The organism is Pyxidicoccus caerfyrddinensis, from assembly GCF_010894405.1.
GTDB lineage: Bacteria > Myxococcota > Myxococcia > Myxococcales > Myxococcaceae > Myxococcus > Myxococcus caerfyrddinensis.
Genome location: NZ_JAAIYA010000029.1, coordinates 119,779 through 133,585 on the forward strand (window position 1 = coordinate 119,779; position 13,807 = coordinate 133,585).

Genomic DNA, 13,807 nt, shown 5'->3' on the forward strand with positions numbered 1-13,807 from the left:
GAGCGTCAACGCTTATCTAGTGAACACGCCCATCATGCCTGCCTCGAAGTGTTCCATCTGCCAGAAGCCCGTTCCTCCCCGCGCGGAGAACGCCTCCTTTCCCTTCTGCTCCCGCCGCTGCCGCGCCGTGGACCTCGGCCGCTGGCTGGGCGAGGAGTACCGCGTGCCCGACCGTCAGGCGGATGAGCAGGAGGACGAGCTACCCTCCGCCCACCACCCTGACCGGCAGGGCGGAGACGCGTGAGCGGCTTCGTCGACCTGCACTGCCACCTGCTGCCCGGGGTGGATGACGGCGCCCGCTCCCTCGAGGATGCGCTGGAGATGGCGCGCGCCCTGGTCGACCTCGGCTTCTCCACCGTCGCCCCCAGCCCCCACGCCCGTCCCGAGTACGCCCCCGTCGACGTGGTGGACGCGAAGCGCGCGGAGCTGGCCGCCGCCCTGGAGCGCGAGCGCATCCCCCTGACGTTGGGCCGCAACGCGGAGAACGTGCTCGACGACGCCTTCCTGCGCGGCCTGGGCACCCCGTCCGCGCGCACGCTGGGCCCCGGGCGCTACGCGCTGGTGGAGTTGCCCTACACCGCCCCCGTGCCGGCCCTCCCGGACATCCTCTTCCGCATTCGGACCAAGGGCGTGGTGCCGCTCCTGGCGCACCCCGAGCGCTGCCTGGAGTTCGAGCGCAAGGGCCGCGCGGCGGAGGCCGTCCGGGCCGGGGCGCTGCTCCAGCTCGACGTGGGGGCGCTCACCGGCCGCTATGGCCCCATGCCGAAGAAGCTCGCCCGGGCCTTCCTGGAGGATGGCCTGTACGCGGTGGCCGCCACGGACCTGCACGCACCTGTAGGAGCCCGGGACTGGGTGGGCCGCTCTCTGGCGGAGCTGCGGAGCAGGGCAGGGGAGCAGGCCTTCGGCCGGCTCATGCGCGACACCCCGTCCCGGCTGCTCGCGGGAGAGTCGCTGGAGTCCGACCCGGACTGACGGTATACCCGGCCGCCGTGAAACGCGCCGTCAAGCTGCTGGCCAGTCTGCTGGTCACCTTTCTCTTCATGTGGTGGGCCTTCCGTGACACGGACTGGGCCACCCAGGTTGCCAGCCTCAAGGCGGCCAACTACGCGTGGGTGGTGCCGTACTTCGGCTGCCTCCTCGTCATCCACCTGCTCCGCACGCTGCGGTGGGGGTGCCTGCTGTCGGGCCTGGAGAAGGTGCCCTTCCGCAAGCTCAACGAGGCCTCCGGCATCGGCTTCATGATGCTGCTGGTGCTGCCCTTCCGCCTGGGCGAGTTCGCCCGGCCCTTCCTCATCGCGCAGCGCAGCTCCATCCGCCGCAGCGCCGCCATGACGTCCGTGGTGCTGGAGCGCATCGTCGACGGCCTCTTCGTCGCGGCGATGATGCGCGGGCTGCTCTTCTTCGTGCCCACCGAGACGCCCGAGGTCCGCTACGTCAAGTGGGGCTCCTGGGTGCTGTTCGGCGTGTTCGGCGGCGGGCTCGCGTTCCTCCTCTTCGGCCTCTGGCAGCAGGAGCGCACGGTGCGGCTGGTGCGCGCCACGGTGGGCCGCTTCGCCCCGGGCGTGGCCCACAAGGTCGCGGACATCGTCGACACCTTCGTCGGCGCCATGCGGCAGCTCCCCAACGGAAAGCAGATCGCGCTCTTCTTCCTCTACACGGCGCTGTACTGGGGCGTGAATGGGTTCGGCATGGCCCTGCTCGCCAACGCCTTCGACTGCTCGGGCGCGGCGGCGGGCACGGCCTGCCAGCCGATGACCCTGTCCTTCTTCCAGGCCTACGTCGTGCTCGGCGTGCTGGTAGTGGGACTGATGATTCCGGCGGCGCCAGGGATGATGGGCACCTTCCAGGCCGCCACCAAGGTGGGCCTCGGCCTCTTCCTCCCTGCGGCGGTGGTGAACGCCAGCGGGCTCGCCTACGCCAACGTCATGTGGCTGTGCCAGACGGTGCAGCAGGTGGCGGTGGGCCTCATCCTGCTCTCCGTTGGCCACCTGTCCTTCAAGGACATCGCCGGCAAGCTGGACGACAAGGAAGGCGAGGCCACGGCGCCCTCCGCCTGATGGCCCCGTGAAACGCCACGGGGCCGCGGCGAACCTTCGCGCGCGGCCCCGGGAGTCTCGAAACGAAGCGTGACTACGGCGCTGGCGTGGTGGCCTGCTCGGACTTCTCGGGCGCCGCTTCCTTGCCCGTCACCATGCCCTTCACCTTCTTCACGGCGGCGGACGGGTCGATGTTGCCCTTGTAGGTGCCGAAGGGCGTTTCGATTTCCTGCTCGCGCTTCTCCTTGGACGCGTAGCCCTCGGGCGCGCAGAGCGCCCTCGAGGTGTCGCGCACGGAGACGATGGGCGTGTCCACCGAGGCGGTGTCCTCGGAGGTGGCCTTGGAGACCAGCTTGTCCTCGCGCATGAGCACGCAGCGGTCCTCGCCGTAGTACCAGGCGGTGGACTTGTCGGGGAACTCCTGCGCGCGCGAGGGGCCGTTGCCCATCGCCTCGACGACCTGCTGGGACGACATGCCGGGGTAGAGCTTGTCGAAGCCACCCGAGGTCGCACAGCCGGCGGAGGCGAAGGCCAGGGCGGCCGTCAGGAAGGGAAGACGCATGGGGTGTGGGGGCTCCTGTGAGAGGGAGTCCCCAGCGTACCCCGGCTCACGGACCGGCCTCCAGGGAGGGGCCGGCCTCGGGGACTACAGCTCCTGGTCGAGCCAGCGGACGATGGCGTCGCGGATGGAGGCCGGCCGCTCGGCGGCCAGGCGGGTGCGCGGGGTGCGCACGGCGTCCGAGTCGCGCACGAGCGCGGCGGGCGCGGGCTCACGGGTGCGCGGCGACGAGCGGGGCGCGAGGGCGACGGCGCTCATGACTGGCCTTCCTCCTTGGCGGCGCCGCGGCCGTACTTGCCGAGCAGGTCCTCCACCGCCTCGCGGAGGTACTCGCTCTGGTGGATGCGGGTGCGCCGGGCCAGCTCGCGGAGCTTCTGGACCTGCTCCTCCGGCACCAGGACGTGGGTGGAGACGATGTCGGCCTCGGGGCCGCGCGCGTCGACTTGCGCCTCGGCGGCCGCCGGCGACGATGGAGCCTCGGGGCTCAGGGGGCTGGCGCTTCCATCCTGCATCGGACTTCCTCCGGGCGTGGCTGCTACAGGCCGCTACCGACCTGTCCGCGGCATTAGGCGGGCGGTCCGGACTTCCGTCAAAAAAAGCGTCGGAAGGCGGACAGGGTGCGGGTGCGACCGCGGCGTGGCGGGGGCGTCTTCCCTTGCACGGAACCGCTGTAGGAGACTCCCGCCCCCTCTATGCACCTTCGTCCCTTCGTCCTGATGGCGTGCTGTGCCCTGTCCGGCGCGCCCCTTGCCACGGCCCGCGCGCAACAGTCCCCCGCAGCGGAGCCTCCCGCCGCGCCGGATGACGCACAGTCCCCCGGCACCCCGGAGGCCCCCGCGCGGGACGCCGCCACCGAGCAAGAGACGGACGTGGAGCCGGTCATTCCCCAGACGGTGGTGACGGCCACGCGGAGTCCCCAGTCGACAGCCAGTCAGCCTCGCGCCATGTCGGTCGTGACGCGCGAGGACCTGTCGCACCGGCCCGCGCGCACCACGCCCGAGGCGCTCTTCGAGGCAGAGGGCGTCTTCCTCCAGAAGACGAACCACGGCGGCGGCGCGCCCATCATCCGTGGCCTGTACGGGCAGCACGTGCTGCTGCTGGTGGACGGCGTGCGGCTGAACAACGGCACGGTGCGCTCGGGGCCCAACCAGTACCTCAACACGGTGGACCCATTCCTCGTGGAGCAGCTGGAGGTGGTGCGCGGGCCGGGCTCGGTGCTGTACGGCTCGGACGCGCTGGGCGGCGTCGTCAACGTGCGCACCTTCTGGCCGCGCTTCGCGTCGGAGGCCGAGCCCATCGGCGCCGTGCGCGCGATGGCGGGCAGCGCGGACACGAGCCTCCAGGGACACCTGCGCGCGGGCGTGTCGCTCCAGGACACCGCGGTGGCCGGCGCCTTCTCGCTGCGCGACTTCAACGACCTACGCGGCGGAGACCGCGTGGGCGTGCAGCGGTACACGGGCTACCAGGAGGGGGACGCGGCGCTGAAGGTGCGCCAGCGCCTGCGGCCGGGGCTCCAGCTGTACCTCCAGTACCAGGGCGTGCGGCAGTCGGACGCGCCGCGCTTGGACCGCTCGGTGCCGGGAGACTTCCGGCGCTTCAGCGACCAGGTGCGCGACTTCGGGCACGCGCGGCTGGAGCAGACGGGCACGGGCTGGCTGCGGCGCGGCGCGGTGGAGTTCAGTGTGACGCGGCAGGGTGAGCAGGTGGACCGCTTCCGCGTGTCGCGCGACAGGTTGGAGCGGGACGACGTGGACGTGTGGACGGTGGGCATGCGCGCGGAGGGCGAAGCGCCGCCGGTGTCCGCGCTGCCTGGCGCGCCGGTGCCCCTCTTCGGGGCGGAGGTCTTCCACGACAAGGCGTCGAGTTCCTTCGGCCGCAGCGCACTGTCCGAAGCCGAGCTGGACTTCTCGCCCCGGCCGGAGGACGCGCGCTACCCGGGGGAGCCCACGGCGCTGGCGGCCGGAGTCTTCGGCCTGCTGTCGAGCGACGTGGCGCGGCCGTTCTCGTACCACGCGGGCCTGCGGGCGCAGCTGCACCGCGTGTCGCTGCCCGAGGACGGGCGGCTCGCGGCGCTGTTCCCCGACGCGAGCGTCCCGCTGCCGGTGCTGCCCGCCACCACGCAGACCGCGGTGGGCCTGGCCGGTGAATTGGGCGTGCGGCAGCGGGTGGTGGAGGGCGTCTCGGTGTTGGTGAACCTGGGCTCGGGGTTCCGGGCGCCGAACATCGACGACTACCTGCGGCTGGGCGCGGAGGGCCCGGGCTACCTCGTTCCCGGAAGGGATCTGCACCCCGAGCAGTCGTATACGGCCGAGGTGGGCACGCGCGTGGACCGGGGCCCGGTGGGCGCGCAGGTCTTCTATGCCTTCACGGTGGTGGACGGGCTGGTGGGCAACGTCCCGACGCTGCTGGACGGGCAGGAGTTCAATCCGGATGGGTTGCCGTACCTCACGCGGCAGAACCGCGAGCGAGCGGTCATCCACGCGCTGGAGGCCGCGGTGTCCGTGAAGGTGCTGCCGTCGGTGACGCTGGCGACGCACGCCACGTACACGCACACGCAGCAGAAGCGCAGGGACCTCACGGCGGAGGGCGAGCCGCTCATCCTCGAACCGCTGTCCCGCACGCCGCCGCTCAACGGGCTGGTGCGCGCGACGTGGGAGCCATGGGGGTTCCTCTTCCTGGAGGGTTCCGCGCGCTGGGCGCTGGCGCAGGATGCCTTCTCCGCGGCGGACCTGCTGGACATCCGCACCTGCGCGGAGGTGCCGGACTGCGCGCGCACGCCGGGCTTCATCGTCTTCAGCGCGAGGGCGGGAGCGAAGCTGGGCAAGCGCCTGTCCGCGGCGCTCACGCTGCAGAACCTGTTTGATGCGACGTACCGCACCCATGGTTCCGGCGTGGATGAGCCGGGCCGCTCCGCGGTGCTCGCCCTGGAGGCCTCGCTGTGATGCGCCGGATGGTGATGTCGTGGCTGTGCGTGGTGGTGCTGAACCTGGGCTGCGCGGAGGGGCTGGGAGATTGGTGTGACGCGCAGACGGCGTGCCCGGATGACCTGGTGTGCAGCTTCCCCAGCGGGGACGACGGCCCGGCGCCCCGAGGCATCTGTGACTACCCGCTGCGCGCCGAAGGCGAGGAGTGCACGGTGGCCGCCGAGTGCGAGGAGGCACTGACCTGCTCCAGCCACTTCACCCCGGGGGACCGGTACGGGACGTGCGTGAAGCAGCGCGCGGACGGTGAGGTGTGCTTCGAGGACCGCGACTGCGAGAGCGGCACCTGCGCCGGAGCTTCGGGCACCGCGCTGGACGGCGTCTGCGCGGTAGCGGACTGAGCAGCAGGGCACTGCATGTGGCGCCCATGGAGCTCAGTGCCGCATGGGCGCGGAGGCCAGGCGCAGGTACACCATGCCGCCGACGGGGAGCGTTGCGCCGTACACGTCGCGCAGCTGCTCCGGCACGGGGTTGACGCTCACGCGTGCGCCGACCCCGGGAACGAAGTCCCCCCACGTGCCCAGGTTGCGCAGGTAGCCCACTGACAGCCCCACGGTGTCGAAGGTGGAGCCGTGGAAGGACTCGGCGAGGACCAGGTCGTGGTCCGTCTTCTCCACGTACTCCGCGCGCCCGAAGAGGACATTGCGGCCGTCGAGGTCCAGGTTCGTCTCCACGAGGAAGGCGTTGGTGTCGCCCGAGTGCTCTCCGACGTTGCGGCCGAAGGCGGCGGTGCTGGCCCAGTGCCCCGCCGTGCCCACGGGCCGGTGGTACATGACCGAGGCCGTGAGCCGGTGCAGCGGCTCGTCGGGCTCCAGCGGGTCGTGGCTGGGCATATATCCATAGGACACCTGGGCGCTCACGTTGCGCGTGGGGTTGGTGGTGAGGCGCATGGCATAGGAGTCGGGGACACGCAGGTCGAAGTCCCAGCGGTCCTCATCGGGCTCTCGCCCGTTGAACCATGACAGCTCCAGCTTCGCGGTGGGCGTGAGCAGGGCAGCCGTCAGCACGCCGAAGCTGATGTGCGAGGAATCGAGCCAGTGGTGGCCGATGGCCGCCAGCGGGTCCGCGGCCGCGGAGGCGCGGTGCGGTGACGCGACAGGCCCGAGGGCCGGCTCTCCCACGGGCGCGGCGTAGAGCTGGAAGCCCCAGCCCGGCGCGAGCGCCTGGGTATACGTGACGGCCGCCTCCATGAAGAGGTCGTGCGGGTGCTGCCGGTCATGGAGCCGTTCGCCCGCGTACGTCTCCCCGCTCTGGAAGAGGAGCGGATAGCCCTTGCCGCCAGCGGTGAGCGGCTCGGGGCTGAGCATCAGCCGGAGCCCGAGCCGGCTGTCCGCCCCGAGTGGCCGCTGCGCCATGAGCATGAGCCAGCCCGTGCCCGCGAAGCGGTGGGCCCCTCGCGCTCCCCCCTCTCCCACGTACCCGCCGAAGAGCTGCTCGTGGAACATCAGGCTCCACCGGCCCGTGGACAGGTGGGAGCCGGAGTGCGGCGTGGCGTCCGGCTGCCAGGCGGTGCCGGAGGCCTCTCGCGCCATGGGCAGGGAGAGGATGCTCGGGGCGTCGGCCTCGACGGAGGACGTGGCGTCGTGGCCGTGATGCGAGTGCCCGGTGCCTGGGGCCGCGTCGTGTCCGGGCTCGTGGTCGGGCGCGGGCACTTCGTCCCTTGCATGGGCCCCCTGCGAGCCGGGCTCCGACTTCGGAGTGGGGGCCTCGCCTGCCGTCCCCGGCCCGGAGTCCCCGTGGGAACCGTGAGCGTGTTCCGGTGACGACTTCGCGCCCTGGTGCCCCTCTTGTGCATGACCGGCGTGGGAGGGCTGCGGCACTGCCTCCGAGGCACGGGCCTGCGAGGACAGGAGCACGGCGGCAAGGGTGGCGGCGGACAGCGTGGTGCGCATGGTGAAGCCCTTTCGTGTGTCGTGGCGTTTCATCCACGCGAACGAAAAGGGCCTCGGGCTCTTACAGGTGCCGCGAATGCAGCGGCGCCGGAGCAGGGAGCAAGCCATCGCCGGGACGCTGGCGGGAAAAAGAAACCCCGCCCCCGGAAGCAGCCGGGGACGGGGCGGGGTGCTCAGGAGCGCCGTGGGTTGTGGGCCCGGCGGCGCGTGCCGGCTACTGGCCGTCGAGCCTGCCGTCCAGGTTCCGGTCGATGGCGACGCGCGTACCGGAGCCCGGCGGGACGGCGGTGAACGTCACCTCCTGGCCCGCCGTGTTCGCCAGCGCGCGGAGTGCCGTGGTGGTGATGTTCACGGTGCCGTCGTCCGGCTTCCACGTCCCTGCGGCGCGGTCGTACAGGTAGCCCTTCACCCGGCCCGCCAGCGCCACCTTCGCGACCAGGTCGGCCTCGTACGTCGAGCCGCCGAGGATCTTCGACACGAACGGCGCGCGGGCACGAGCAATCAACAGGTCGATGCGCGCGCCCACGGCGGAGGCGTTGGTATTCGTGAGCGTGATCTGCTGGCCGACGATGGGCGCCAGGTCGGTATCGGACGCCAGCATGAAGTCCTCCACGTTGCGGCGCTGGGTGTCGCTCTGGAAGCCCACCAGCGGTCCACCGATGCTGGTGTTGGTGAATACGACGGCGCTGAAGAAGCGGAACAGCGTGTCCACCGCGCCGTCGTTCGTGAAGCCGAAGCCGCGAATCTGGTCTCCCATCTGTCCCGACTCGGGGTGCGTGAAGAAGCTGTTGTCCGGGAAGCCGAACATGCCGACCTTCGTGTACATGTTCCGCGTGTGGGGGATCTTCACGATCTGGGTGATGCCCTCGAAGCTCGACTTGCCGTCCGTGCCGAAGAAGCCCTGCGCCGCGTCGATGACATGGCAGCCGTTGCAGTTGAAGCCGTTGTCGGCGCCAATCGCGATGCCATCCACGCGGCGGCTGCCGAAGTAGAAGTCCTTGCCGGCCTGCTGCGCGGAGGTGAGCGAGTTGTCCAGCTTGCGGATGGGGCTCGGCGGCAGCTGCACCTGGAGCTGGAAGCTGGTGAACTTGTTCATCTCCGCCTCGGTCGGCAGGGACGCGCGGCCCAGCAGCCCCCCGAAGGCCACGATGAAGTTCTTGAACGACAGCTCCTCGTCGTACGCGTCGGCGCCGAAGAAGCCGTTCGCGCGGTCACCGCGCCAGTGCATGGCGCCCTGGTGCGTCATCCCGCGAAGGGTCTGTGTCGTCATGGGGCCCTTCATCGGGTGGAAGGTGTTCTGGTCGCCGGTGCCGTTGACATCCGAGCCCGGGTGACCGGTGAACGTGCGGAACAGGCCAATCTCGAGGCTGCTCGCGAGACGCTTGTCGATGGGGTTGGCCGTCACGACGTCATCCGGGTTGCCCAGGTCCCAGGCCAGCTCGTCCTTGTCGCCGAAGATGTGGCAGCTGGCGCAGGACGCCTCGCCGTTGGCCGACGAGAAGGTGGCGTCGTAGAGGAAGGGGCGGCCCTGCACGACGGAGGCGGGCTCCGGGTTGTACAGCGGCGCCGAGGCCACCTGGCCCTTGGTGGCGAGGTCGATGACCTTCACCGCGTTGTCGAAGCGGGTCATCACGTAGAGGCGGTTGCGCGCCTCGTCCAGCACGAGGCCGCTGGGGCCGCCGCCGCTGACGGGGATGTAGTTGGCGCTCGCGGTGCGCGGGTCGAAGGCGTTGCTCTCCAGCGCGGCCGTGTCGAAGACGCCGACCTTGCTGGAGCTGAACGCGGCCACGTACAGCTTCGTGCCGTCCTGGGAGACGACCATCTCCGTCGGCGTGGAGAGGCTGTGGTTCTTCGCCGTGGGGTCGAAGCCGGGCTTCCCGGCCAGCTTCGAGTAGTCGATGTGCTTGTTGAGGTGGCGCGGGGAGACGGTGCCACCGGAGATGACGGTGATGCGCATCTTCGCGAGGTTGCCCTGCACCGTGCTGCCGCCGAACACACCCGGGCCCTCGAAGCGGATCGGGTTGTTGGCGTCGCTGTTGGACGCGTAGAGGGCGCCCGACTTCGGGTTGGTGGCGAGGTTGAAGATGGTGGTGCCCACGCCCGTGTAGAAGGCCTTCTCCGTCAGGCTGTCCGCGTCGATGGCGAAGACGTCCTTGTCCGGCAGCCGCAGGCGCACGCTGTTGTTGAAGTTGCGGCCGAGCGTGTCCTGCCACTGTCCGGCGGAGGCGTTCCACTTGACGATGAGGCCGGTCTCCGGCGCCTTCTTGCCCTCGACATTCGTGGACGGTCCGGGCAGGCCGCCCGGGATGAGGTTGTTCCCCCAGGGGGAGGTGTCGGGGAAGACGAGACAGAAGCCCGACGTGTTGAAGCCGTTGCATACGCCTTCCAGGTTGACGGTGGTCGTCTGGTTGCCGGACTGGGCGATGGCCGCATAGACGGTCTTCTTGTCCGGGCTGACGGCCAGGCCGCGCGGCGTGTCACCGAAGAGCGTGACGATGCGCAGGGGCGTGCCGCCGAGCGTCGTCCCCAGGGCGGCGGGATTGAAGACCCAGACGTCCGCGCGGCCCACGCTCGGCGTGGTGAGCTTCGCGTCGCCCGCGCCGGGGACGCTGGCGATGGACGCGTCGGTGCGGTGCTGGCCGCGGTGCGCGGTGGTGATGAACGCGTAGCCATTGGTGCCGGCGAAGACGACGTCGCGCGGCTCATCGCCGACGAGCAGCGTGCGCACCACGCGCGGCGTGCCGCTCAGGCTCACCACGCTGATGCTGTCCGAGAGGTGGTTGACCACCCAGACTTCCGTGCTGCTGCGCACGGCGACGGAGACGGGCTCCAGGCCCACCGGCACCTCGGCGGCGAGCGTGAGCCCGGCGCTGCTCACCGAGAAGATCTCCAGCCGGTTGTCCGGCGTGTTGACGGCAAACAGCTTCGTCCCGTCGGCGGAGAGGGCCATCGGGCGGACGTGCGCGCTGTCGAACTCGAGGAACGAGGGCGACTGGGCGGCGGCGGTGAATGCGGCCAACAACGACACCGCGGCGCACAACGAAACAGCGCGAGCGCGCCAGCGGTTCCTGCTCGCGCCCACTTGCTGGGTACCCACCATATGGACCTCCTCGGGACGGGGAAGCGTTGCAGTCCCGGGATTACCAGGGGGTCCCGCGACATCGCCCCCACCGAAGGGAGGGGAAACGCCCCCCTCATGCGCGGGATTCGCTGACACGCTGCGTCGCCCGCCGCTGAGACGGGACGGTTACCGTGAGGGCGCGGAGTTTCGGCTGGATGACGCGTTGCAGTGTGGATTTCATGACACGCGTGGTGCGCTCATCTCGTTCTGGCCAGGGTCGATTTACGCGTCTTCCTGATCTACTTGCTGACGCAACCGGCCGAAGGGGAACGTGCGAATGCCGAGCCTTCGAAACGCAGCGGGGAGCCGTCGTGCGTCAGCGCCTGACCCGGCGGGCGAGGAGCGCGCGGCATCGTCGGGTGAGCCGCTCTCGCATCTGCTGCCGACGAAGCTCTCCCCGCCGCAGACGGCGTCGGTGTTGGTGACGCGGGGCGCCGCGCTGCGGAAGATCGACCAGGGCATCAGCGGGAAGCTGGTGCTGGTGACGGCGCCGCTCGGCTCGGGCAAGACGACGCTGCTGACGCAGTGGTGCCAGGAAGCGCGCGCGTCGCACCTGCTCGCGTGGCTGTCGCTCGACGAGCAGGACAACGCGCCCGAGCGGTTCTTCGCATACCTGGTCGGGGCGATTCGCCGGGCCGCTCCGGACTTCGACGCGTACAGCGCGAGCGAGCTGGACCACGCGACGTCCGTCCTCTTGCGGAGCCTGTGGAATCTGGGGCGCGAGCTCGTCGTGGTGCTGGACGACTTCCACGTGCTGCGTGAGCGCTCGCTGGTGCGGGCCTTCTCGTACCTGCTGGACCACTCGCCGCCGCACGTGCACTGGGTCGTCTCGTCGCGACACCTGCCCGAGCTGGATCTGGCGAAGCTGAAGCTCACCGAGCAGCTCGTGACGCTCGACGGGCGGGACTTGAGCCTGGACGGCGAGGCCATCCGCGAGCTGGGCCAGCGCATGTGTGGGGCCGCGCTCACGGCGGAGGACGTGGACTACCTGCGCTCGCGCACGGAAGGGTGGGTCGCCGGCGTGAAGCTGGCGCTGCTGTCCGCGGGCGAGCACGCGAGCGTGAGCGATGCGCTGCGAAAGGCCATCGGCTCCAACCACGACGTGGCGAGGTACCTCGCGGACGCGGTGCTGCGCGAGCAGGCGGACGAGGTGCGCGAGTTCCTGGTGCTCAGCTCGGTGGTGGAGCACGTCAACGGGGAGCTGTGCAACGCGCTGCTGGGCATCACCCACGGACCGGCGCTGCTGGCGAACCTCGAGCGGGCGCAGCTGTTCATCCAGCCGCTCGACACCGAGCACCAGTGGTACCGCTACCATCCGCTGTTCCTCGACGTGTTGCGGGCCCAGCTCGCGTGCGACTTCGGAGACCGCGTCCCGAGGCTGCACCGCGCGGCGAGCGCGTGGTTCGCCGAGCACCAGCTGCCGGACGAGGCGCTGACGCACGCGTTCGCTTCTGGAGACAGGAGCTGGTGTCTCGAGCTCACCGCGCGCTGCGTGGAGGCGTGGATGCGCGAGGGGGAGATTGCCTCGGTGCTCCACTGGACGGCGAAGCTGACGGCGGAGGAGGTCATCCGCTCTCCGGCCATCTGCGTGGGGCACATCGCGTGTCTCATCCTGTCCCGCCGCTTCGCGCATGCGACGTCGGCGCTGCAGGACGCGCAGCACCGGCTCGAGACGGCCTACGCGGCGGCGGACCCGGAGCGCGAGCGGTTGTCGAAGCGGCTCGCCCACCTCACGCTGCTCCACGCGGTGTTGTCTGAATCGGCGTCGGGCTCTGGCCTCGAGCTGGACGCGTCGCCGGGCTCCGAGGAACCGGACGTCTTCATGGCGGGCGCGGTGCTGGCGGCGAAGGCCTACCAGGCGCTCCGGATGAACCGGTTCGATGCGATGCGCCGGCTCGCGCTGAGCGCAAGGGAGACGCTGCAGGGGCTCAACAATCCCTTCCTGGTCGGCTACACGGACTCCCTCGTCGCGCTGGCGGACCGGGCACAGGGGAAGATGAAGGACGCGGCGGAGCGGTGCGAGGAGTCCTTCGCGCGCGCGAGCCGCGGACGGCGCAACCCGGTGTGGGTGAACGCGGCGACGGCACTGGCCAACGCCCGCTACGAGCAGAACCGGCTCGACGAGGCGGAGGCGCTCTGCGTCGAGGTCCTCCCGCTGCTGTCGCAGGCGCCCGTGTTCGAGACGTTCTCGCTCGCCTACTTCATGCTGGCCCGCATCAAGACGATTCGAGGGAAGTACGCGGAGGCCTACCGGCTCCTGGACTACCTCCACAGCGTCCTCGAGGTGAGTCACCAGACGCGCTTCCTCGCCCATGTCTGCGGCGAGAAGATCCGCCTCTTCCTGGTGGAGCAGTCTCCCGCGCGCATGAGAGTCGTGGCGCAGGAGTTCGAGCTGGGCGAGCGGATGCGGCGAGGGGAGTGGAGCGAGAAGCGCTTCTACGACGAGACGTGGGAGCGGCTCGGGCTGGCGCAGGCCTGGGTGCTGATGGCGCGTGGGAGGCACGGCAAGGCGCACGCAATTCTGGAGACGCTGCGCGCCAGTGCGCATGACGTGGGCTACGTGTCCCGCGAGACGGCGCTGCTGGCGGCGATTGCGGTGTGTCACTGGCGGGCCGGAGATGCACCGGCGGCCTTCGCCGCGCTGAACCGCGGCTTCGCGCTGGTGCAGCGGTTCGGCTTCGGGCGCAGCGTGTTCGACGAGACGCCAGGGTTGCAGGAGGTCATCGTCGCGGCCGCCACCCAGCGGAAGCTGAGCTACGCGATGCCGGCCCGGTACACCGAGCGGTTCCAGGACCTGCTGTCGGCGGGGGACAGCGTGCCGGCCGAGTTCGCGGCCCCACCCAGCGCGCCGCTGGAGCCGCTCACGGAGCGCGAGCTGCAGATGCTCAAGTTGCTCGCGCAGGGGTTGAGCAACCAGGAGATCAGCGAGCGCTCCAACGTGGCGCTCTCCACGACCAAGTGGCACCTGCGGAACGTGTTCGCCAAGCTGGAGGTGACCACGCGCACCGCCGCCATCGTGAAGGCCCAGGAGCGGCTGCAGCGGAACCTGTGAGGGCCCCGGAAACAACAAACCCCCGATTCTCCAAGGAGAACCGGGGGTTACCTGTGGCCAGGGTCGGCTTTAGTTTGAGCCCGGCCGCCTCTCCAACGTCCAGTTCCCTCTGAGAATGGGGCCTCGCGGGCAGATGCTGACTCTGCGGTACCTAGCAACGCGCCCC

At 70.5% G+C, this 13,807-nt stretch carries 11 protein-coding genes; 6 read left to right on the forward strand and 5 right to left on the reverse strand.

From position 1 onward, the window contains the following. Positions 1 to 34: 34 nt before the first annotated feature. Genes G4D86_RS43780 through G4D86_RS43790 form a run of 3 tightly spaced genes read left to right on the forward strand, consistent with a single transcriptional unit; the run spans position 35 to position 2,057 of the window. A complete protein-coding gene (locus G4D86_RS43780) occupies positions 35 to 244 on the forward strand; it encodes a DNA gyrase inhibitor YacG (protein WP_164000850.1) in 210 nt (69 codons plus the stop codon). Beyond that, positions 241 to 972: a tyrosine-protein phosphatase gene (locus tag G4D86_RS43785; RefSeq protein ID WP_164000852.1), complete on the forward strand. Its 732-nt coding sequence runs from the start codon at positions 241 to 243 to the stop codon at positions 970 to 972. The genes G4D86_RS43780 and G4D86_RS43785 overlap by 4 nt, the downstream gene beginning before the upstream one ends. Positions 973 to 989: 17 nt before the next feature. Then, positions 990 to 2,057: a lysylphosphatidylglycerol synthase transmembrane domain-containing protein gene (locus G4D86_RS43790; RefSeq protein WP_164000855.1), complete on the forward strand. Its 1,068-nt coding sequence runs from the start codon at positions 990 to 992 to the stop codon at positions 2,055 to 2,057. A 73-nt stretch (positions 2,058 to 2,130) separates the two neighbouring features. Here G4D86_RS43790 and G4D86_RS43795 read toward each other — a convergent pair whose 3' ends face one another. The 3 genes from G4D86_RS43795 to G4D86_RS43800 all read right to left on the reverse strand — a co-directional run bounded on the left by G4D86_RS43795 (position 2,131) and on the right by G4D86_RS43800 (position 3,107). Continuing rightward, positions 2,131 to 2,598 (reverse strand): hypothetical protein, encoded by a 468-nt coding sequence (locus G4D86_RS43795; protein ID WP_164000856.1) that lies wholly within the window; start codon positions 2,596 to 2,598, stop codon positions 2,131 to 2,133. 84 nt (positions 2,599 to 2,682) lie between these two features. Beyond that, positions 2,683 to 2,853: a hypothetical protein gene (locus G4D86_RS52375; protein WP_205520334.1), complete on the reverse strand. Its 171-nt coding sequence runs from the start codon at positions 2,851 to 2,853 to the stop codon at positions 2,683 to 2,685. Further along, the gene (locus G4D86_RS43800) at positions 2,850 to 3,107 is read right to left on the reverse strand and encodes a ribbon-helix-helix domain-containing protein (RefSeq protein WP_164000858.1); all 258 of its coding nucleotides are present in this window, start codon (positions 3,105 to 3,107) and stop codon (positions 2,850 to 2,852) included. The genes G4D86_RS52375 and G4D86_RS43800 overlap by 4 nt, the downstream gene beginning before the upstream one ends. Before the next feature lie 180 nt (positions 3,108 to 3,287). Here G4D86_RS43800 and G4D86_RS43805 point away from each other — a divergent pair, with 180 nt between their 5' ends. Together G4D86_RS43805 and G4D86_RS43810 are read left to right on the forward strand one after the other, a co-directional pair. Beyond that, positions 3,288 to 5,537 (forward strand): TonB-dependent receptor plug domain-containing protein, encoded by a 2,250-nt coding sequence (locus tag G4D86_RS43805; RefSeq protein ID WP_164000859.1) that lies wholly within the window; start codon positions 3,288 to 3,290, stop codon positions 5,535 to 5,537. Beyond that, on the forward strand, positions 5,537 to 5,917 hold the full coding sequence (locus tag G4D86_RS43810) for a hypothetical protein (protein WP_164000862.1): 381 nt from the start codon (positions 5,537 to 5,539) through the stop codon (positions 5,915 to 5,917). Before G4D86_RS43805 ends, G4D86_RS43810 begins: the two co-directional genes overlap by 1 nt. A 33-nt stretch (positions 5,918 to 5,950) precedes the next feature. Here G4D86_RS43810 and G4D86_RS43815 read toward each other — a convergent pair whose 3' ends face one another. After that, positions 5,951 to 7,228: a hypothetical protein gene (locus tag G4D86_RS43815; protein ID WP_164000864.1), complete on the reverse strand. Its 1,278-nt coding sequence runs from the start codon at positions 7,226 to 7,228 to the stop codon at positions 5,951 to 5,953. Positions 7,229 to 7,682: 454 nt separating this feature from the next. Beyond that, positions 7,683 to 10,568, reverse strand: coding sequence for a YncE family protein (locus G4D86_RS43820; RefSeq protein WP_164000865.1), 2,886 nt, complete (start codon positions 10,566 to 10,568; stop codon positions 7,683 to 7,685). A 298-nt stretch (positions 10,569 to 10,866) separates the two neighbouring features. Here G4D86_RS43820 and G4D86_RS43825 point away from each other — a divergent pair, with 298 nt between their 5' ends. Then, positions 10,867 to 13,641: a winged helix-turn-helix domain-containing protein gene (locus G4D86_RS43825; RefSeq protein ID WP_164000868.1), complete on the forward strand. Its 2,775-nt coding sequence runs from the start codon at positions 10,867 to 10,869 to the stop codon at positions 13,639 to 13,641. Positions 13,642 to 13,807: the final 166 nt, after the last annotated feature.